At 70.3% G+C, this 19,856-nt stretch carries 16 protein-coding genes; 11 read left to right on the plus strand and 5 right to left on the minus strand.

From position 1 onward, the window contains the following. A partial coding sequence (locus AC07YH_RS25630; RefSeq protein WP_494749720.1) for a hypothetical protein occupies window positions 1-236 on the minus strand: 236 nt, incomplete at its 3' end. Between the two features lie 215 nt (window positions 237-451). Between AC07YH_RS25630 and AC07YH_RS25635 the strand changes: the two genes are divergently transcribed. From AC07YH_RS25635 to AC07YH_RS25650, 4 genes are read left to right on the plus strand one after another with little or no spacing between them, the layout of a single operon-like run. Further along, the gene (locus AC07YH_RS25635; protein WP_494749721.1) at window positions 452-1,792 is read left to right on the plus strand and encodes a B12-binding domain-containing radical SAM protein; all 1,341 of its coding nucleotides are present in this window, start codon (window positions 452-454) and stop codon (window positions 1,790-1,792) included. Between the two features lie 5 nt (window positions 1,793-1,797). Continuing rightward, entirely contained in the window at window positions 1,798-2,610 is an 813-nt protein-coding gene (locus tag AC07YH_RS25640; protein ID WP_494749722.1) for a class I SAM-dependent methyltransferase, read from the plus strand. Continuing rightward, complete coding sequence (locus AC07YH_RS25645; protein WP_494749723.1) at window positions 2,607-3,398, plus strand: class I SAM-dependent methyltransferase; 792 nt, start codon at window positions 2,607-2,609, stop codon at window positions 3,396-3,398. The genes AC07YH_RS25640 and AC07YH_RS25645 overlap by 4 nt, the downstream gene beginning before the upstream one ends. Then, window positions 3,395-4,990 carry a B12-binding domain-containing radical SAM protein gene (locus tag AC07YH_RS25650; protein ID WP_494749724.1) on the plus strand — a complete coding sequence of 532 codons (1,596 nt, stop codon included), beginning with the start codon at window positions 3,395-3,397 and terminating at the stop codon, window positions 4,988-4,990. The genes AC07YH_RS25645 and AC07YH_RS25650 overlap by 4 nt, the downstream gene beginning before the upstream one ends. On the opposite strand, the gene AC07YH_RS25655 is transcribed toward AC07YH_RS25650, so the two are convergent. Beyond that, entirely contained in the window at window positions 4,937-6,133 is a 1,197-nt protein-coding gene (locus tag AC07YH_RS25655) for a nucleotidyltransferase family protein (RefSeq protein WP_494749725.1), read from the minus strand. The two genes, AC07YH_RS25650 and AC07YH_RS25655, sit on opposite strands and share 54 nt — an antisense overlap. A 117-nt stretch (window positions 6,134-6,250) precedes the next feature. On the opposite strand from AC07YH_RS25655, the gene AC07YH_RS25660 reads away from it, so the two are divergent. Next, complete coding sequence (locus AC07YH_RS25660; RefSeq protein ID WP_494749726.1) at window positions 6,251-7,135, plus strand: ATP-binding protein; 885 nt, start codon at window positions 6,251-6,253, stop codon at window positions 7,133-7,135. Window positions 7,136-7,171: 36 nt separating this feature from the next. Here the strand turns inward: AC07YH_RS25660 and AC07YH_RS25665 are convergent, their stop codons facing one another. Next, the gene (locus tag AC07YH_RS25665; protein ID WP_494749727.1) at window positions 7,172-8,908 is read right to left on the minus strand and encodes an ATP-binding cassette domain-containing protein; all 1,737 of its coding nucleotides are present in this window, start codon (window positions 8,906-8,908) and stop codon (window positions 7,172-7,174) included. Between the two features lie 129 nt (window positions 8,909-9,037). Here AC07YH_RS25665 and AC07YH_RS25670 point away from each other — a divergent pair, with 129 nt between their 5' ends. From AC07YH_RS25670 to AC07YH_RS25695, 6 genes are all read left to right on the plus strand, one after another. Beyond that, window positions 9,038-11,137, plus strand: coding sequence for an NAD(P)-dependent oxidoreductase (locus AC07YH_RS25670; RefSeq protein ID WP_494749728.1), 2,100 nt, complete (start codon window positions 9,038-9,040; stop codon window positions 11,135-11,137). Then, window positions 11,134-12,660: a hypothetical protein gene (locus AC07YH_RS25675; protein WP_494749729.1), complete on the plus strand. Its 1,527-nt coding sequence runs from the start codon at window positions 11,134-11,136 to the stop codon at window positions 12,658-12,660. The genes AC07YH_RS25670 and AC07YH_RS25675 overlap by 4 nt, the downstream gene beginning before the upstream one ends. A gap of 93 nt (window positions 12,661-12,753) precedes the next feature. Beyond that, complete coding sequence (locus tag AC07YH_RS25680) at window positions 12,754-13,794, plus strand: polysaccharide biosynthesis protein (RefSeq protein ID WP_494749730.1); 1,041 nt, start codon at window positions 12,754-12,756, stop codon at window positions 13,792-13,794. Then, a complete protein-coding gene (locus AC07YH_RS25685; RefSeq protein ID WP_494749731.1) occupies window positions 13,781-14,899 on the plus strand; it encodes a polysaccharide biosynthesis C-terminal domain-containing protein in 1,119 nt (372 codons plus the stop codon). The genes AC07YH_RS25680 and AC07YH_RS25685 overlap by 14 nt, the downstream gene beginning before the upstream one ends. Continuing rightward, window positions 14,896-16,032, plus strand: coding sequence for a non-hydrolyzing UDP-N-acetylglucosamine 2-epimerase (gene wecB, locus AC07YH_RS25690; protein ID WP_494749732.1), 1,137 nt, complete (start codon window positions 14,896-14,898; stop codon window positions 16,030-16,032). The genes AC07YH_RS25685 and wecB overlap by 4 nt, the downstream gene beginning before the upstream one ends. Window positions 16,033-16,037: 5 nt before the next feature. Further along, a complete protein-coding gene (locus AC07YH_RS25695; RefSeq protein ID WP_494749733.1) occupies window positions 16,038-17,237 on the plus strand; it encodes a glycosyltransferase family 4 protein in 1,200 nt (399 codons plus the stop codon). Here the strand turns inward: AC07YH_RS25695 and AC07YH_RS25700 are convergent. Next, window positions 17,234-18,475: an MATE family efflux transporter gene (locus tag AC07YH_RS25700; protein WP_494749734.1), complete on the minus strand. Its 1,242-nt coding sequence runs from the start codon at window positions 18,473-18,475 to the stop codon at window positions 17,234-17,236. The two genes, AC07YH_RS25695 and AC07YH_RS25700, sit on opposite strands and share 4 nt — an antisense overlap. After that, the coding region (locus AC07YH_RS25705; protein WP_494749735.1) for a hypothetical protein at window positions 18,472-19,856 on the minus strand (1,385 nt) is incomplete at its 5' end. The genes AC07YH_RS25705 and AC07YH_RS25700, both read right to left, overlap by 4 nt.

Genomic DNA, 19,856 nt, shown 5'->3' on the forward strand with positions numbered 1-19,856 from the left:
CCTACACCGTTCCAACATCCACCCTGTCCGCGCGCGGCCAGGGTTTTTTCATACCTAGAGGTGCAATCCAGAGTGGCGTGAACGCGGCGGACTCTCGGGTCGGACGGCCCATTCCTGTCCAGCGTAATCAACACGACGCCTTCGATCAGTTCGCACAGCGTCCTGCGCACCTCCTCTCCTTCGAAGTCCCGCATCACCTCGTGGAACCGCCGCGCCAGCGCGCCGTAGGTCTCCATCGCACGGTCCGTGACGATTTCTCGTGACGTTGATGAACCTCGCCATGATGCGGGGAAACAGACCTCCCAACAGCGCCTGCTGCGCATGACCGGCTGAAATACCGTCGCGTCTGGACGTGGTCGCGTATCGGCCGCCAGCTTCGACGGGAATTCTGGGCGTGATCCTGTTTGGCCACTCTTTCTTCCTCATCCAAGACGCCAAACAGCGCGAGAAGATGAAGCCCTATCCACCGCTATCAACCCTGTTGGCGGCGGCGCTGGTGCGGCGGGCGGGGCATGAGGTGGCGCTATTCGACGCCACCTTCGCCGAGGGGCCGCAGGCCTTCGTCTTGGCGCTTGAGCAGACGCGCCCGGCGGTGGTCGTCCTCATGGAGGACAATTTCAATTTCCTCACCAAGATGTGCACCGCCGTGCGCCGCGACACGGCCCTGGCCATGGTCCGCGCCGCGCGCGCCCAAGGCTGCAAGGTCGCGGTCAATGGTCCCGACGCCGCCGACCATCCGGGGCTTTATCTCCAGGCCGGTGCCGATGCGGTCGTGCTGGGCGAGGGCGAGGATGCCGTGGCCGAGACCGTCCAGCGCTGGACCCAGGGACTGGGGTTGGAGACCGTCGCCGGCCTCGTCCTGGCAGAGGGCGGCGGGCGCGGCGAGGCCAGCCCGCCCCGGCGGGCGATGCATGATCTGGACGCCCTGCCGCACCCGGCCTGGGACCTTGTCGATGTCGCCGCCTATCGCGACGCCTGGGTGGGCGCCCACGGGACGTTCTCCTGGAACATCGCTACCTCGCGCGGCTGCCCCTATGCCTGCAACTGGTGCGCCAAGCCGACCTTCGGGCGGCGTTATACGGTGCGCTCGCCCGGCGACGTGGTGGCCGAGATGGCACGGCTGAAGGCCGAGATCTCGCCCGACCATCTGTGGTTCACCGACGACATCCTGGGCCTGGACGTCGACTGGATCTGCGACTTCTCGGAGGGCGTGACCCGAGCCGGGGCGGTCATCCCGTTCTCGATGCAATCGCGGGTCAACCTGATGACCGAGCGCGCGGTGGCCGCCCTGGCCGCCGCCGGCGCGCGGGAGGTATGGCTGGGCGTGGAGACCGGGTCCCAGAAGGTCCTCGACGCCATGGACAAGGCCGCCACGGTCGAGGCCGCCCGAGAGGCCACCCGGGTGCTCAAGGCCCATGGGATCAAGGCCTGCTGGTTCATCCAGCTGGGCTATCCGGGCGAGCTTTGGGAAGACCTCCTGGCGACCCGCGACCTGATCCGCGACGCCGCCCCCGACGAGATCGGCGTCTCGGTGGCCTACCCGCTGCCCGGCACGGTCTTCCACGATCGGGTGCGCGCCCAACTCGGGCGCCAGAAGAACTGGAAGGACACTGGCGACCTGGCGATGCTGTTCCAGGGGACCTACGACTCGGCCTTCTATCGCAAGGTGCGCGACGTGCTGCATCGTGAGGTCGATACCGGTCATTGCGACGATGGCGCGTGGCAGGCCCTGGAGGTCCAGGCGGCCCTGCACCGCTCGCCCGCGCCCTCGAGCCTGGCGGTCGGGGCTTGAGCGTGATGGGGCTTGCCGACATGCCGGCCGCGGCGCGGGCGTTCGACGCCATGGCCGACGGCTTCGACGGGCGCTTCGGTTCCTGGCTCAGCGTCGCGGCCCAGCGGCGCGTGGTGCGCGCGGCCCTGGCGCGAGCGTTTCCGCAAGGGGCGCGGCTTCTGGAGGTGGGCGGTGGAACGGGCGAGGACGCGACCTGGCTGCTGGATCGCGGTCGCCAGGTGCTGCTGACCGACGCCTCGCCGAGCATGGTGCGGGTGGCGCAGGCCAAGTTCGCCGGACGGCCGGGCGCCAGGGCCCAGGTCGCGGCGGCCGAGCACCTGGAACGTCTGGCCGTCCATCCCAGGTTCGACGGGGCCTATTCCAACTTCGCGGCCCTGAACTGCGTGCCCGACCTGTCGGGGTTCGCGCGCGGCCTGGCCCAACTCCTGAGGCCAGGCGCGCCGGCCTTGCTGGTGACCTTCGGGACCTGCTGTCCGGGCGAGTGGGTGGTGGAAGGCCTGCGCGGGCGGCCCAAGGCCATGTTCCGCCGGGCCGTCCGGGGCGACGTCGCCGCACGGCTGAACGGGCAGGACTTCACCGTGCGCTACCATCGCTCGGCCGACCTGGCCTGGGCGCTTTCGCCGTGGTTCCGTCCCGCGGGAAGGGTGGGGGTGGGGGTATTCGTGCCGCCCAGCGCCGCCGAGCCTTGGATCTCAAGCCATCCGCGTCTGCTGGCCGGGTTGGAAGCGCTGGACCACTTTGCCGCGCGGCCGCTGGCGGGCCTGGGCGACCACGTCCTGCATCGTTTCGTGCGCACCGAGGCGGAGGTTGGCGGATGAGCGCCGATCTTACCGCCTTCGCGGCCGAATACGCGCGCCATCGCGCCGCCGAGGGGCGGGGGCTGGCGCCCGAGACCCTGACCGTCCTGCCTTATCTGAAGACTGGTCCCCAGGCGCGCCAGTGGGGCGTGCGGGTGCGCAGCTTCGAGACGCTGATGCGCGATGTCGTCCAGCCCCTGACCGCGCGGGTAGGCCGGCCGCTGTCGGTGCTGGACCTGGGCGCGGGCAATGGCTGGCTGAGCTGGCGCCTGGCGCGCGAGGGTCACTTCGCGGTCGCCATCGACATCCGCGAGGACGAGATCGACGGCCTGGGCGCGGCGCGAGCCTTGGCGGACCGCGCCGCGGGGCGCATTCGTCTGCTGGCGGCGCCGTTCGAAGCCGTGCCGCTGCCGACGGCCAGCGCCGATCTGGCGGTGTTCAACGCCTCACTGCACTACGCGCTAGATTTGAAGGCGGTCTTGGCCGAGGTCATGCGCGTGGTGCGGCCCGGCGGCCAGATCGTCATCGTCGACAGTCCCTTCTACCACCGCGAGGCCGATGGCCTGGCGATGGTCGCCGAGAAGCAGGCCAAGGCCGTCGAAACCTTCGGCGCGGGCGCGGCGGTGCTGTTGGCCCCGCCGTTCATCGAGTTCCTGACCCGCGAGCGTCTGGCGGCGGCTTCGGACCTGAGCTGGCGTCGCCACCGGGTGCTCTATCCCCTGTGGTACGAGGCCCGGCCGCTGCGGGCGCGCCTGTGCGGTCAGCGCGCGCCCTCGCGCTTCGACGTCTGGGTGGGCGAACGGCCGTGATCCTGCTGATCAACCCCCGAGCCACCAAGCCCTCGAACCGGCGTTTCCCATTGTCGGTGATGGCGATCGGCGCGGCGCTGCCCGCGCACATCAGCTGGGAGATCATCGACGGCAACCTGCCCGACATCGACATCCTGGCCGAGATCTGCGGCCACATCGACGCTCGCGCTGGCGGGGACGATCCTGTCACGGTGGTGGCCCTGACCGTCATGCCGGGGCCACAGCTGGTCAACGCCGTGCCGCTGTCCAAGGCGATCAAGCGGCGCTATCCGGATATCCCGATCGTCTGGGGCGGCAACTTCGGCAGCCTCTATCCCGAGCCGGTGCTGAACGCGCCCTATGTCGACTGGGTGGTGCGCGGGCAGGGCGAGCAGACCTTCATCGAGCTGCTGGACGTGATCTCCGGCAAGCGCGACCCCAAGACGGTCAAGGGCCTGGCCTTCCGGCAGGCCGACGGCTCGATCTTCAAGGCTCCCGAGCGCATCTGGGTCGGCCCCAACGAGCTGCCTGATCCGCCGTATCATAAGATCGACGTCGACCAGTACCTGCACCCGACGTTCCTGGGGCGGCGTTCGGGCGTCTATCAGGCCTCGATCGGCTGTCCCTATGCCTGCAATTTCTGCGGCGTGATCTCGGTCTTCGGCCGCAAGGAGAAGGTCGAGACCCCGGCCCGGGCGGCCGAGCATCTGAGTTGGCTGGTCCGCGAGCACGGCATGGATTCCGTGCACTTCTACGACAACAACTTCTTCCTCAACGACCAGCACGCCCGCGCCATCGCCGACGCCTTCATGCCGCTGGGCATCCGCTGGTGGTGCGAGGCGCGGGTCGATGCTCTGGAGCGGTTCTCGGACGACACCTGGCGCGCCCTGAAGGCCGCCGGCCTGACCATGGTGTTCTGCGGCGCGGAGTCGGGTTCCGACGAGGTGCTGGCCAAGATGAACAAGGGCACGACCACCGACCAGATCCTGCTGGCGGCCAAGAAGACCCGCGAGTTCGGTATCGTCCCGGAGTTCTCGTTCGTGTTCGGCGATCCAGACGAGGCCGAGGGCGAGGCCGAGAACACCATGGCCTTCATCCGCAAGCTGAAGGCCGTCAATCCGGACATGGAGCTGATCAGCTACTTCTACACGCCCACGCCCCAGCGCAAGGAAACCTACGGCAATGTCGACGCCCTGGCCGGCACGCCCGACACGCTGGAGGAGTGGATCGAGCCGCAGTGGGTGACCTGGATGACCCACGAGGATCCCGATCTGCCTTGGATGGAGCGGCGGGTGAAGGCGCGGATCGACGACTTCGAACTGGTGCTGAAGAGCCGCTTCCCGTCGGTGCACGACAAGCGCACGCGGCCATGGGGCAAGGTCCTGGGCAGCCTGGCCGCGCGCCGGCGCTGGGCCAAGGCCGACTATGACGACCCCAAGCTGCTGCGGCTGATCCGCAAGTGGGCGCGCACCAGGCCCGACGACAGCCAGGCCTATGGCCATCTGCGGCCCGAGAGCCAGATCACCGACGAGCCCCTGGCGGCGCCGCAGCCTGCGCCGCTAGCGGCTGACGCGGCCCCGGACCAGGCGCCACGCCCGCTTCTCGTAGATTGACCACAAGGCCCGCAGGGAGCTGACGCGCGGGGCGATGTCGGCGGCCAGCTGGCGCGCGTGCTGGACCCAGCCGCTGGTCCACATGAAGTGCTCGGCGACCGAGCTGCGCTCGATGCGGTGGGCGTTGGCGGGGTTGAGGCCGCCGAGGACCCGCGACACGCCGGGCGGCGCGGCGTGGGCGCAGGCGTCCAGCACCTGGGAGGGGACGGAGCCCGGCGCCAGGTCCTCGCAGAGCTTCAGCGCCGGATAGGCAAAGCCCAGCAGGCCGATCTGGCGGCCCAACGCCAGGAAGGCGTCCCAGGACAGATGGTCGGCCGCCACGTCCTGGCGGATCACCAGGGTCAGTTCGACGAGGCGCAGCAGGGTCAGGTTCTGCAGGCCCGATCCGGCGTGGATCGCCAGGTGGAACAACAGGAGCGGCTGTTCCAGGGCGATCGCCTCGGGGCGCACCGCCCAGCGGCGGCGGCTCTCCAGAGGACGGGCGGCGTCCAGGGCGGCCAGCGACGTTCCGGCGCTGACCATGAGGTCCAGCGAGGTGTGCAGATCGATCGACCACGGATCATCGGCATGGACAAAGGTCAGAGAGCGCGGCGCGGCGGGGCTTCCTTGCGGGCGCCAGCTGCTCTCGCGCTCACCGCGCGAAGCCACGATCAGGCCCGCATCGCGCAGGACCGCCTCGGCGGTGGCCGCCTGATCGGCGTGGACCAGCAGGTCGATGTCGGAGGCTGGTCGGACGCCGGGATCAGGGAAGTAGGCGCGGGCGGTGTCGGCGCCCTTCAGCACGGCCGCCAGGACCCCGGCCTCGGCCAGCTTGCCGACCAGCGCGTTGGCGGCGGCTTCGAGCCGCGCGGCGCGGATGCGGTTGTGGCGCAGGTGTTGGGCCAGCACGCGTGCAACGGCGGGGGAGGGCGTCAGGGCGCCGGTCTCGGTCCACCAGCCCAGCAGCGGGCCGACGCCGGAGGTATAGCCGGCCAAGCCGATGGCGGCCGGATCGCCATCCAGCAGGGCGGGCGCACCGGCCAGGGCCGCGCGGACAGCGGCGGTGATCGCGATCAAGGCTTCGCGCCAGGCCTCGACGGTGATGTCCGGCCAGAGCCAGGCGGGGTTGCCTTGACGCTTGGCCCACTGGAAGCGGCGAGCCACCTCCTCTTGGGAGATACACGCTTCGTGGAAATGGCGATCAATGTTGGAGAGTTGGTTCATGTATATTTTAGACGTGTAATTCTTGAACCAATGGACTCGCCGTGCGCACTTCCGATCATGAGTGGGGATGTCTTCATCAGGATCGAATTCCTGGGCGCGCTGGTGGTCTTCAGATCGAGCACGCCAGCGCTGCTGGATGCTGTCCGGCAGGCGTATGGCGAGGGCGAGGGCGAAGCTGCCCGGATCGAAATCCAGCTCGAGGTCGGCGACGTCGCCGAGGGCGATGAGGATATCCGGGTCGATGGCGCGCGTTTGACCCTGCGCGGTGATGGCGTGACAGGCGAGGCCGATGCGGCGACCGGGACGGCGCGGGCGGTGGTCGCGGCGCGGCTGGCGGGCGATCCGGCCGCCCTGGCGGTGCGGGTGGTCGACACCCTAATGTTGTGGCTGCTGACCCGCGCCGATCGCACGCCGTTGCATGCGGCCGGGGTCATGCTCGGCGACACGGCCGTGGCGCTGGCGGGGCCTAGCGGCTCCGGCAAGAGCACCCTGGCCCTGGCGGCGATGTCGCGCGGGCTTCCGATCCTGTCCGACGACACCTTGTACATCCAGCTGCAGCCGCGCCTGAGGGCCTGGGGCCTGGTCCGGCCCCTGCATGTGTTTCCCCAGGACGCGCCGAGGTTCACGCAAGGCTTGCGGCTACGCGGCGGCAAGCTGAAGGCCGTGGCGCCCATGACGCTGGCGGCGTCGAAGCCGGCGGAAAAGGTCGTGGTGGTGCTGCTGGAACGCGGCGAGCGCCTGGCTCTGACCCCGCTTGACGCCGGGGCGGTCACCGCCGGCCTTTGCCGGCTGGATCCCGGTTTCGACCTGCTGGCCAGGGAGACCGCCGAGATCGCGCGCGTGCTGGCGGCCGCCGGCGGCTGGCGGTTGACTCTCTCCGACGATCCTGGCGCGGCCATCGACTTCCTGCGAGCGCATTTGCCGCTGGACGGCTTGGTCTGACGCGCGTCGTCCAGGCCAGGAAAGACCCGCGACTATTTAGTTCGTGAGCCGCTCTCGACCGGGAATGGCGATCACACCGCTGCACAGCGCCAGGCTTTCGGGCCGATGGGCGGTCAGGATGATCGTCATGGACCCGGCCTGCCTCGACAGCTGTTCGAGAATCCCGCGCTCGCTGGCGATGTCGATGGCGTTGGTCGCCTCGTCCAGGATCAGGACGGCCGGACGTCTGAGCAGCGCGCGGGCCAGCGCCAGTCGCTGTCGCTCGCCGGCGGACAACATCACGCCGCGCTCACCGATCCGAGTGTCGAGGCCCTGGTCCAGCCGTCGCACCAGTTGATCCGCGCCGACCTGCGCCAGCGCCTGCCACATCTCCTGTTCGCCGACGCTGGGGTTCGACCAGGCGAGGTTGCGGCGGACCGTGTCGTCGAACAGGAACGGCTCTTGCGTGACATAGGCCAGCCGCTCGCGAAACCGCCGCAACGTGTCGCCGGACAAGGCGGCGCCGCCGATGGAGATCGCGCCCGCGCTTGGCGCCAGCAATCCGGACATCAGGTCGAGCAAGGTCGTCTTGCCCGATCCCGACGGTCCGCTCAGGCCGATGAAGGCGCCCGCCGGGATGACGAGGTCGATGGCGCCGAGGCTGACGGGTTCGTCGGAATAGCGGAAACTGACGCCCTTCAGAACGATCTCCGTCGTCCCGTCCCACTCGGCGGTGGCGACGTCGGCGATGGGGGGAGCGCCCAGGTCTTGCTGCAACAGGCTTATCGCGTCGAAGGCCGGCAAGTTGTGCAGGATGTGATGGGCCGCCTGCTGGAGGATCAGGGCTGGCGACGTCATCCGCGACAGAACGACAAGCAAGGTCAGCAGCACCGAGGCTGGCGTGTGGAGAACGCCCAGGCCCACGACCAGGGTCGCCGCGCCGACCAGCGCGGCCAGCGCCAGGGCGGCGTTGCGGCCGCCGATCTGCGCTTGGAGGAACGAGAGCCGCTCCCGCATCGCCGCCGTCGACGTCGCATGCTGCTCGGCGACGAAGCCGTGCTCGAGTCCTTGCGCGGTGGCCAGTTTCAGGCCGGCCAGGAACGCGATCGCGCTGCCCGTGAGCCCCAGGTTGGCGGTGGTGACGGCGCGCCCGAGGATGCGCGCCCGCCGCAGATAGGGATAGCAGGCCAGCATGCCGAGCCCGGCCAGCGCGAGCGCCAGCGCGCCCGCCAGGGGTGACAGCAACGCCGCCAACACGACGCTGGCGCTCAGCGTGATCAGCGCGCCAGCCCCCAGCACCGCCCAGCTGGCGGCCACGCCGACCTGATGGATTTCGGCGGTCAGGGCCTGGACGATGCGAGCGTGGCTGACCTGGATCAGCCGCTGCCAGCCCGCCGAGGCCAGGCGTTGGATCAGGTCGAGCCGGACCGCTTCGACGAACGCCAGCTGCAGGCGGCTGACATAGTGGTCGCGCGCCGTATGGACCACGCCGCGGACGACCACCAGCACCACGAAGACGCCCAGCAACAATGATAGCCGCATCGTCGGGCCATAGCCCTCGACCAAGTGAAGCAGTGGCGCGGCGATCCGCCCCGCCGCGAGCGGCGCGCCTGGCGCCCGCAGCACGACGTCGAGGATCGGAACCAGCATCAGCAGGCCGACGCCGTCGAACACCGCGCCCAGCGCGAGTAGCATCGCCGCCACGGCGGCGCGATATCGCGCGAAGCCCAGAAAGGCTCGCGCGAACGTCCAGGCGCTGTCGGCGCTCTTCACATGCTGAGACGTTCCGCTCACGCCCATGGGTTCCATGGGGCGGTCCTCATGGTTCAACGGCGTCACGGTCTTGGCGGGGAGGGACCGACGACTTTTGGCCAAGACCGGGCGAACCATTCCGCGCCCGCCGGATACTCACCGGTCAAAGCCATGTCGGATCGAGCCCGCGCCATTCCAGCTTCTACGCTCCCGCGCGCGCTCGTTGTCGGCGCGAGCGAGACGGCGGCCCTGCTGCACCTGCCGATCCTGGCCAGCCTTCAGCGCGCGGGCCGGATCGATCTGGTGGAAATCTGCGACCTGCGCGCGACCGCGGCCGCCGATCTTGGCCGCCGCTTTGACTTCACCCGGGCCGGGAGCGATGCGGTCGGCACGATCGGGCGCCCGGATATCGACATTGTCTATCTGTTCGGGACCGCCCAGCTGCATCACACGCTGGGACTCGCCGCGCTCGAGGCCGGCAAGCACCTGTTCGTCGAGAAGCCGATCGCGCCAAGCTACGCTAAAGCCCGCGCCCTGGCCGATGCGGCGCGCGCGAACGGGTTGGTCGCGGTCGGCGGTCACAATCGCCGCTTCCTGGGCGGCCTGCAGCGGCTGCGCGCGTCGGCCGGCGGCGCGGGCTGGAGCTATGCCGAGGCCGTCTTCCATAAGCCCGACCATGGCCGGCCTCCGCCGTTCGGCGCGGCGAGCTGGCTGAGCGGCAATGGCGTCCACGCGCTCGACGCGCTGGTCCATATGATGGGCGGCCTGCCCGACCTTATGGCGTCCCAGGCTGGCGGGCGGGAGGGGCGTGGGGTCTTCTCGGCGATGATGACCTGGCCGGGCGGCGCGCAGGGCATGTTCCTGTGCGACAACGAGGCCGGCGAGCGGCGTGAGGAATACGCCTTCCACGCCCCTGGCAAGAGCTGGCGCCTGACCGAGGCGGGCTTGACGGTCCGGCGCAACGGCGGACCGCCGGAGGATTTCGGCCCGTCGCCGTTCGAAGACAGCTTCGCCGCAGAGCATGACGCCTTTCTCGCCGCCGTGGCGGGAGGGCCGCCGCCGCCCAACACGATCGCCGCGCTGGCGCCGTCGCTGTTCCTCGCCGAGCTGATCGAGACCGGCCATCATGGGCCGGTGCGGCTTCCGCCGGCGACGGCGCATCCGGCGCCTCTCGCGCGAGAGCACACCGTGCTCGTCGTCGGGCCGGACCGGTTGCGTCCCGCGCTCGGCGCGATGCCGGGGACGTGGCGCCTGATCTCGCCGGCGGACCTGGACCGGTCATCGGCGCTGGGGCTGGAAGTCACCGCCGCGATCCTCGGCCAGGGCGCCGAGCCGCTCAGCGAGGTGATGCTCGACCGGCTGCCCAATCTGGCGGCGGTGGGCGTCGTGGGCCTGTCGCTGGCCCGCTACGCGCCCGACCGACTGCTGGCGCGGGGCGTGACGCTGGTCAACGCCAGCCACGCCTATGCCGAAAGCGTCGCCGAGTTCGCCCTCGGTCTGGCTATTCTCGGCCGCCGCCGCGCTTTCGTCGGCAGCCGGGCGATGCAGCACGGCGACTGGGGCGTCACGCCATCCCCGCGCGGTCTGGCCGGCCTGCTGCTGGGAAGCGCTCGACTGGCGCGGCGGGGCGCGGCCCGCTTGGGCGTCGAGCGACCCTTGCGCCGCATGGTGGGCGCGCACCCCGCGCTCGCCGCGCTGTCGCCGCCTCCGGGCGCGAGCCGGGATCTGGCCGGCGCCGTGGTCGGGCTGGTCGGCTGGGGCGCCAACGCCAACGCCTTCGCCCGCCGCCTGATCGCGGCCGGCGCCCGTGTGATCGTCTACTCCGACCACGCCGGCGCCGCCGAGATCCAGGCCGTCGGCGCCGAGCCGGCCGGGCTGGCGGCGGTGCTGGCGGCCGACATCGTGTCGCTGCATCGGGGGCTGACGCCCGCCACGCATCACGGCCTCGGCGCCGCCGAGCTGGATCGCTTGCGGCCCGGCGCGGTGCTGATCAATGTCGCGCGCGGCGCCTTGATCGAGCCTGACGCGCTGGTCGCACGGTTGCGGCGCGGCGACATCACCGCCTGCCTCGACACGTTCGAGGAGGAGCCGTTGCCGCGTCGGCACCCGCTGCGGCGACTGCCCAACGTCTTCCTCACGCCGCACATCGCCGGCGGTTCGCCCGACATGCACGCGGCGGCGGCGCGCGAGGTGATCGCCAAGCTGGCCGGGCGTCTGGATGGCGCCGCCGTCGTGACGGTGACCGCCGATCGCCTGGCGACGATGACGTGACGCCGTTGCTCGATCGCTATTGGGCGGCGGTCAACGCGATCGAGCGCGACTGCCGGGTGGCCGATTGGCGGCTGGGCGACCTGGATCTCTGGCCGCTGGCGCGCCAGGACCTGTTCCTCGACCTGTTCCGCGGCCAAGGGGGAGACACCGCGCCACCGCCGCGCCCGTTCCTCGTCCGCGCCGCGAGCAGCCTGGCGACCCCGATCAGCAATCTGTGGAAGAGCCGGCGCGACCTGACCCACCGGCTGCCCCGGGCGCGCCGCAGCGACGCTCTATTGCTGGGCGACGGCGTCTCGCTCGACCAGGTTCACGGCGCCTGGCGCGATCGGTATGGCGAGCCGATCGCCGCAGCGCTGGAGCGCCAGGGGCGCTCGATCCTGGTCATGCAGCCTGGAGGCCTGTCGCGCCTGCCCTGGTCCCGGCCGACCCTGGCGGTCAATACGCTGGCCGCTCGGGGCGCGCTGGCGGCGGCCCTGTGGCCAGGCCTCGCGCCCGACCTGCCCGATCATGCGGCGGTCATGGACCATCTCTCAAGCCTGGGGATCGCCGCGCCGTCGCTGACCGTGGCGCGCCTGACGCGGCGTGCGCGGATGGCGCAGGCCCATGCGCAAGCCTTTGGCCGCATCCTGGGTCGTGCGCGGCCGTCCGTGGCGTTCGTGGTCACCCACTATGCCGGACTGGGTCCGGCCTTCGCGCTGGCTTGCCGGCGCCACGGGGTGCTTTGCGTCGATCTTCAGCATTGCCCGCAGGACGATGCGCACCGCGCCTATCGATGGTCGCCGCCGCCTCGCGGCTACACCACCTTGCCCGGCCTGTTCTGGACCTGGAGCGCGGCGGACGCGGCGCGGATCGAGCGCTGGACCGGAATGCTGGACCAGCCCTGGCACAGCGCCCTGCATGGCGGCCACAGCCAGATCGCCGGCCTGCAGGAAGACGACCCCGAAACCGCCGACGCCTGGATCTCGGCTTTCGACGCCGCCACGGGCGGGCGGACCGCGACGCGGGAAATCCTGGTCGCGCTGCAGCCGATCGGCGGACGACGCGCCTGCTGGCAAGCCCTGGCGGCGGCGATCGCCAGGGCGCCGTCCGACTGGCGGTGGTGGATCCGCCGCCACCCGGCCTCGACCCCCGCGCAGGACGCCGACCATGCCGACCTGTTGTCGCTGCGAGGATCGAACATCGTGATCGAGCCGGCCTCGCGCCTGCCACTACCGGTGCTGATGGGCCGGATGAGCGCGCTGGTCTCCCTGGCCTCGGGCGCGGCGGGGGAAGCGGCGGCCTTCGGCGTTCCCGCGTTCTTCCTCGACGACGAGGCGCGCACCGCGTTCACGGGACTGATCGCCAGCGGCGCGGCGACCGTCGTCGAGGTCGCGGCGCTGACCGACGCGATCGCCGGCCTGCCGCCGAAACCGACGTGCGTGCCGGCGCGGCAGCCAGGGCTCGCGGACACACTGGAGCGGATCGAACGGATCGCCGAGGACTACGCCCGGCTCCGCGCTCGCCGCGCGGGTCGCCGCCGCTGAAAGTTTCGTTCGCGTGAACGCCCGCCGATCGTCCCGGTACCTATGCAGCGGGGCCGGATTATCGATCGGCCGATAAGGCGCAAGCGACATCGCATGAAGGACATCGCGGACACCACGCTGATGATCACGGGGGGAACCGGCTCGTTCGGCTCCACCGTGCTCAAGCATTTCCTGCGCCTGCCGGTCGGCGAGATCCGGATCGTCAGTCGGGACGAGAAGAAGCAGGAAGACCAGCGCCAGCGCTTCGACGATCCGCGCATCAAGTATCACATCGCCGACGTACGCGACTTCCGGGCCATGGAGAGCGTCACGCGCGGGGTCGACTACATCTACCACGCCGCCGCCCTCAAGCAGGTGCCGTCCTGCGAGTTCCATCCCATGGAGGCGGTAAACACCAACGTCACCGGCACGAACAACGTGCTGGACGCGGCGATCCGCAACGGCGTGCGGCGCGTGGTCTGCCTGTCCAGCGACAAGGCTGTCTATCCGGTCAACGCCATGGGCATGACCAAGGCGCTGATGGAGAAGGTGATGATCGCCAAGGCGCGCGTCGCCCGCAACGGCCAGACCGTCATTTCAGGCACCCGCTACGGCAACGTCCTGGCGTCGCGCGGGTCGGTGGTGCCGCTGTTCCTGAACCAGGTCCGGCGCGGCCAGCCGATCACCATCACCGATCCTGGCATGACCCGCTTCGTCATGACCCTGGACGAGGCGGTGGACCTCTGCCTGCACGCCTTCGAGCACGGGGGCAACGGCGATCTCTTCGTCCAGAAGGCCCCGGCCGTGACCATCGAGATGCTGGCGCGCGCGGTGCTGGTGGTGATGGGGCGGCCCGATCATCCGGTGCGGATCATCGGCACCCGCCATGGCGAGAAGCAGTTCGAGACCCTGCTCAGCCGAGAGGAGATGGCCTTCGCGGAGGATCGCGGCGGCTACTACCGCGTCAGCCCCGACAACCGCGACCTGAACTACAACGCCTATGTCAGCGAGGGCGAGAAGAAGGTCTCGACCATCGACGACTACAACTCCCACAACACCCGCCGGCTGGACGTCGAGCAACTGGCCGAGCTGTTGCTCAGCCTGCCGTACGTGCGCGCCTTCGTCCAGGGAACCGAGGCTCATGAGCACATCTGATCGTCCGGTCGTCGCCGTCACGGGGGGCAGTGGGTTCATCGGCCGCAATCTGATCGTGCGGCTGCGCGAGCTGGGCATGACGGCCTGGCCGATCTCCCGGGCGACGCCGCGCCAGGAGGCCGAGACGCAGCTGGCCAGCGCCGATGTTGTCGTGCACCTGGCGGGGGCGATCCGGCCGCAGGATCCGGCCGAGTTCGATGAGACCAACGCCTACGCCGCCTGGGTCGCCGCCGCGATCGAGCGGGGCGGGCGCAAGCCGCTGGTGATCTGCGCCTCCTCGACCCGCGCCGACGACGACACGCCCTATGGCGCCAGCAAGCGGGCCGCCGAACAGCTGGTGCTGGACCTGGCCGCGCGCGGCGTGGCGCGAGCGGCGATCTATCGTCTGCCCAATGTGTTCGGCAAATGGGCCCGGCCCAACTACAATTCCTGTGTCGCCACCTTCTGCCACAACCTGGGGCGCGGCTTGCCCATCCGGGTCGACGATCCCGCCGCGCCGCTGTCGCTGCTCTATGTCGACGACCTGGTCGACCAGTGGTGCGACCTGATCCTCAAGCAGCCGGACGCCGAGGGCTTCCTGGAGATCGACGCGGTGCGCCCGACCACGGTGGGCCACGTCGCCCAGACCCTCTCGGGGTTCGCCGAAGGCCGTCTGGCCGGCGAGATCCAGTCGGTGGGCGTGGGGCTGACCCGGGCGCTCTACGCCACCTTCGTCGCAGCCTTGCCGACCGAGGCCTTCAGCTATCCGCTCGTGGCCCATACCGATCCGCGCGGCAGCTTCACCGAGATGTTGAAGACGCCGACTAGCGGCCAGTTCTCGTACTTCACGGCCCATCCGGGCGTGACGCGCGGCGGCCACTACCACCACAGCAAGGTCGAGAAATTCCTGATCGTCCATGGCGAAGCGCTGTTCCGCTTTCGCCACATCCTGACGGGCGACCTGCACGAGGTGCGCACCAGCGGCGAGCGACCCGTGGTGGTGGAGACCATCCCCGGCTGGGCTCACGACGTGACCAATGTCGGCCGCGACATGATGGTCTCGCTGCTGTGGGCCAGTGAAGTCTTCGACCGCGCCCGGCCCGACACGGTGGCGGCGGCCGTATGACCATCCGTAGGCTGAAGGTTATGACCATCGTGGGCACGCGCCCCGAGATCATCCGCCTGTCGCGCGTCACCGCCGCCCTCGACCGCTGGACCGACCATGTCCTGGTCCACACCGGCCAGAACTACGACTACGAGCTCAATGGCGTCTTCTATGACGAGCTGGGCCTGCGGGCGCCGGACCGCTTCCTGCGCGCGGTCGGCGAGACCGCGGCCGAGACGATCGGCAAGGTGATCATCGCCGCCGATCAGGCGCTGGCCGAAGAGAAGCCCGACGCGCTTCTGGTGCTGGGCGACACCAACAGCTGCCTGTCGGTGATCCCGGCGAAGCGGCGGCGCGTGCCGATCTTCCACATGGAGGCCGGCAACCGCTGCTTCGACCAGCGCGTGCCCGAGGAGACCAACCGCCGGATCGTCGACCACACGGCCGACATCAACATGCCGTACTCGACCATCGCCCGCGACTACCTGCTGGCCGAGGGCGTGCCGGCCGACCGGATCGTCAAGACCGGCAGCCCGATGTTGGAGGTGCTGATTCACTACCGTCCGGGCATCGAGGCCTCGGACGCGGTGGCGCGGCTGGGCCTGGAGCCGGAGGGCTACTTCCTGGTCAGCTGCCATCGCGAGGAGAATGTCGATTCCGACCGCCAGATTCGCCGGCTCGTCGAGACCCTGGACGCGGTCGCCGGCGCCTACGACCTGCCGATCGTGGTCAGCACCCACCCGCGCACCCGCAAGCGGATCGAGACATTGGGCCTGGCGTTCGACCCTCGGGTGCGGTTGATGAAGCCGTTCGGCTTCCTCGACTACAACGCCCTGCAGATGCGCGCCCGGGCGGTGCTGTCGGACAGCGGCACGATCAGCGAGGAGTCGTCGATCCTGAACTTCCCGGCCCTGAACATCCGCGAGGCCCATGAGCGGCCCGAGGCGATGGAGGAGGGGGCGGTGATGATGACGGGCCTGGGCGCCGAGCGCGTGTTGCAGGGCCTGGCGTTGCTGGAAGGGCAAGGACGGGGCGAGACGCGCACGGTGCGCCTGCCGGCCGACTACGCCGCGCCCAACGTCTCCGACAAGGTGGTTCGGACGATCCTCAGCTATACCGACTATGTGCGGCGAACGGTCTGGCGCGAGGCCTGAGCGCCATGCGCTTCCTGATGGTCTGCATGCAGTACCCGGTCGGGCCGGGGCAGTCCTATATGACGACCGAGCTGGCCGACGCCCTGACGGCCGAGGGGCACACGGTCGAGGTCCTGCATCTGGATTGGACCGCCGCGCCGGACGCCGGCGAGGCGATCTTCACGACGCCCTCGGGCGTGCGCGTCGTGCGCTGCCCGGCCCCGTCGCTGAAGGGGTTCGGCGCCGTCGTGCGGGGAGCCAGCAAGTTCGTGCTCAGCGGCCTGCGGGCCGGACGCGTGACGCGCCGATCCTTTGACCTGGCCAGCTTCGACGCCCTGATCGCCTGGATGCCGGCCGTGGCCATCGCGCCCGTGCTGGCGGCGGCCAAGCGCGCGGGCGTCCGACGGCGGATCCTGTTCATCTGGGATTTCTTCCCGGACCACCATCACGAGATCGGCCGCATCCCTGGAGGCCTGCCCTATTGGACGGCGCGCGCCTGGGAGCAGCGCCTGTTGGGCGACTTCTCGGCGGTGATCTGCACTCTGCCCGGCAATGCCGACTACCTGCGGCGCCGCTGGCGGGTCCGACCCGGGCAGAAGGTCCTGGTGACGCCGATCTGGTCGGATATCTCGCCCGTGCCGGAGGTCGATCGTGCGGTGGTCCGCGCCCGCCACGGCCTGCCGCCCAACCGTCCGATCGCCGTCTTTGGCGGCCAGCTGGTCGAGGGGCGGGGCTTCGAGCAGATGCTGGCGGCGGCGCGGACGAGCCCGGACGATGGCCCGTTGTATCTCTTCGTCGGCGATGGCCGCCTGGCGCCAATGGTTCAGGCCGAGGCGGCCAGGGACGGGAACGTCGTCCACCTGGCCGGCCTGCCGCGCGACCAGTACCTGGCCTTGCTGACCGCCTGCGACGTCGGTCTCGTCGCCACCACGCCGGGCGTGACCTCCTTCAGCATCCCCAGCAAGACCATCGACTACCTACGCGCCGGCCTGCCGGTGGTGGCCGCCATCGAGCCGGGCAACGACTTCGTCGACATCCTCGAGGACCACAAGGTCGGGGTGGGCGTGCCGTTCGGGGAGCCCCGGCAGTTCGCGGAAGCCGTGGCGCTCCTGGCGACCTATCCCGTGATCCGCGCGGCGGTCCGCGCCGCCGCGCCGCGTTGCCTGGACGCGGTCTTTCATGTGCGGCGGACGGTGGTGACTGTGCTGGAAGCGGTCGCCGACTAGGCCAGTGCTTGGCGGGCCCGTGCTCCTCGCAGCATGTTCATGCTGACCACCACGGCGACGATGGCGTAGGCGAGGGCGTAGCCCAGTTGCGGCGCGCGGCCCTCGCCGGCGGCGGCCAGAGTGGCGGTGATGATGGCCATCAGCCCCACGGCGCCGATCTCGATGCCTGCATAGCGGCCCGGTCGGCCGCGCGCGAAGGCGCTGTACATCGCCACGCACGCCCAGACCCGGAAAGTGTCGCCAATCATGTAGGTCTGGATCACAGGGATGGCGGGCAGGTAGGCGTCCGACAGGAAGAGATGCACCAGGAGGCGCGAGCCCAGGGCGAAGACGGTGGCCGCCGCCGCCATGCCCGCCGCGCCGGCCGCCCAGAACCGCAAGGCCAGCCGCCGGGCCGCCGCGGGATCGTCCAGCCGGGCCAGGCGCGGCACGTAGGACTGGATCATGAACAGGCCCAAGAGCTGGGTCGAGACATCCGAAATCCGGTTGGCGGCCATCCAATAGCCAAGCTCCGTGTGACCGAAAGCCTCGCGATAGTGGGCGCGCAGGCCAAACAGGATCAGCGACGAGAAGCCCGTGGTCGCGGCCAGGGCCGCCGAGTAGCGCACCAGCGGCTTGACCCGCTCGCGGGCGGCGCGCCAGTCGACAGCGGGAATCCTCAGCGATGCGGCCAGGACGGCGGCGGCGGCCGTGGTCACTAGGCCGCCGCCGCAGAAGGCCAGGGTCGCGGCGATGGGTTGGCCCTTGACGATCAGGAAGCCGGCCGCCCCCGCGCTGACGATGAGGCCAAGGCCCTGGGCGGACAGGCTGGCCACCACCCGGCCGCGCCCGGACAGGAGCCCGCACCAGATCTGGCCCGCTCCACAGGGCAGGGTCAGCAGGGCCACGCCCAACACCGCCGGCCAATGGTCCGCGCCGCCGGTCAGGACGTGCGAGATCATCCCGCTGGCGATCGCGACGATCGGCGCGACCAGGGTCATGGCCCCGCCCCAGATCAGGAAGGCCGCGCCGCGTGTGGCGGCCAGATCCTCGCCGTCCTTGGCCGCGGCCGCCTGGCGGATCAGCCCGCTCTGGGCGCCGCCGACAGCCATCAGGTTCAGCAGGGCCGCGAAGGCCAGGAACTGCGAGAACTCGGTGAAGCCGGCGACGGGCAGGAACCGCGCCGAGAGCTTCAGCAGCAGCAGGCCAACAGCCACGCGCAGGCCGTAGAAGGCGAGGACCGACGCGAAGCGGGTCACGCGTTCACGGCCGCCGACAGGGCGTAGCGCCCGCGATGCCACAGCCAGACCACGATCCAGACCGCCAGGATCACATAGCCATCGTAGCTGGCCAGGACCTGATTGTTGGCCGGCAGGTAGACCATGGTCGTGGTGGCCACGCAGAACAGCACCGCCGCCGGGTCGCTCATGCCCGCCGCCGCCTCCCGCCACCACAGGCCCCACAACCAGGCGATCAGGCCTAGCACCAGCACCGCGCCGGCGAAGCCGACGTCGTTGGCCAGCCAGGTCATCAGGGTCGACCAGTAGTATTCCTCGGACCAGCGGTCGGCGCCGTTGCGATAGGTGTAGGTGCGAAGGTGCAGCGACGGGTCGTCGGTGATCGCCTCATAGACCGACAGGGCGGCGGGCGAGTGGCCGACGCCGAAGGCCGGGTCGAACGGCTTCTCCATGGCGAGATCCAAGCCGTAGTAGCCCGAGCAGGTCGACAGGATGAACAGGGTGGCGCCGAACCGCTGGGGCAGAGGCAGCCAGGCGATCCACGGGCTCTGCAGATCGGCGCAGATGCGGCTGTTGTTGGCGCAGACCACCGAGCGGTTGATGTAGCCGCCCAGTCGCTGGTCCTTGCGCTCGATGAACAGGCCCTGGGCCATGGAGACGAAGATCACCGCCACCAGCGCCCACGACCAGTAGCGGCGGATCAGGGCGAAGCCTTGGTGGCCCAGCGCCCGGCTGCGGCCGAACGCGACGAAGGCGGCGGCGACCCCGACCACGAACAGGTCGGCGATCTCCTTGTCGGTGCCGCGCATGATCGAGAAGACGATCGAGCACAGCACGGTGACCAGCACCGCCGCGCGGCTGGTCCAGCCCAGGGTGTTCCAGCGGGTGATGCCCAGCGGCAGCACCAGATAGGTCAGGGGCGAGGTGAAGGCGCGCAGGGCCACAACGGCGTTGCGCTGGCCGGTGGTGGCCAGGAGCTGGGTCTGCAGGCGCTTGTAGGCGCCGCCCTGGTCGCGCAGGCTGTCCAGCGCCTCCCAGGGCGGACGACCCGTGTAGGCGTAGCTGGTCGGGATCAGCAGCAAGGCCGCCACTACCGCGCCGGCGACCAGCAGGATCGACAGCCAGGGCAAGGGCGCGACGACCCGCGCTTCCCCCGCCGAGCCAAAGACGGCGCAGCCGGCGACCACCGCCAGGCACAGGGCGACATAGGCGATCAACCGGACCCAGTCGGCGGCGTGGTAGATCGGCCAGTTGATCGGCCACAGCAGGAACAGCGCGAAGGTCGCGATCAGGTAGCTCAGCACCAGCGTCAGCGGCAGGCGCGAAGTGGCCCCGGCCGGGGTCACCACCGGGACCGCGCGGAAGAGCCCAGATCTTGGGGGGGCGTGGGGCCGTGACGGAA

It is taken from the genome of Caulobacter sp. GW456-12-1-14-TSB4 (genome assembly GCF_059424195.1).

Bases quoted from the DNA above. Each gene is read 5' to 3' on its own strand.
- AC07YH_RS25635 (WP_494749721.1), top strand. From the start codon at position 452: ATGAAGCCCTATCCACCGCTATCAACCCTGTTGGCGGCGGCGCTGGTG.
- AC07YH_RS25640 (WP_494749722.1), top strand. From the start codon at position 1,798: ATGGGGCTTGCCGACATGCCGGCCGCGGCGCGGGCGTTCGACGCCATG.
- AC07YH_RS25645 (WP_494749723.1), top strand. From the start codon at position 2,607: ATGAGCGCCGATCTTACCGCCTTCGCGGCCGAATACGCGCGCCATCGC.
- AC07YH_RS25660 (WP_494749726.1), top strand. From the start codon at position 6,251: ATGAGTGGGGATGTCTTCATCAGGATCGAATTCCTGGGCGCGCTGGTG.
- AC07YH_RS25670 (WP_494749728.1), top strand. From the start codon at position 9,038: ATGTCGGATCGAGCCCGCGCCATTCCAGCTTCTACGCTCCCGCGCGCG.
- AC07YH_RS25680 (WP_494749730.1), top strand. From the start codon at position 12,754: ATGAAGGACATCGCGGACACCACGCTGATGATCACGGGGGGAACCGGC.
- AC07YH_RS25685 (WP_494749731.1), top strand. From the start codon at position 13,781: ATGAGCACATCTGATCGTCCGGTCGTCGCCGTCACGGGGGGCAGTGGG.
- wecB (WP_494749732.1), top strand. From the start codon at position 14,896: ATGACCATCCGTAGGCTGAAGGTTATGACCATCGTGGGCACGCGCCCC.
- AC07YH_RS25695 (WP_494749733.1), top strand. From the start codon at position 16,038: ATGCGCTTCCTGATGGTCTGCATGCAGTACCCGGTCGGGCCGGGGCAG.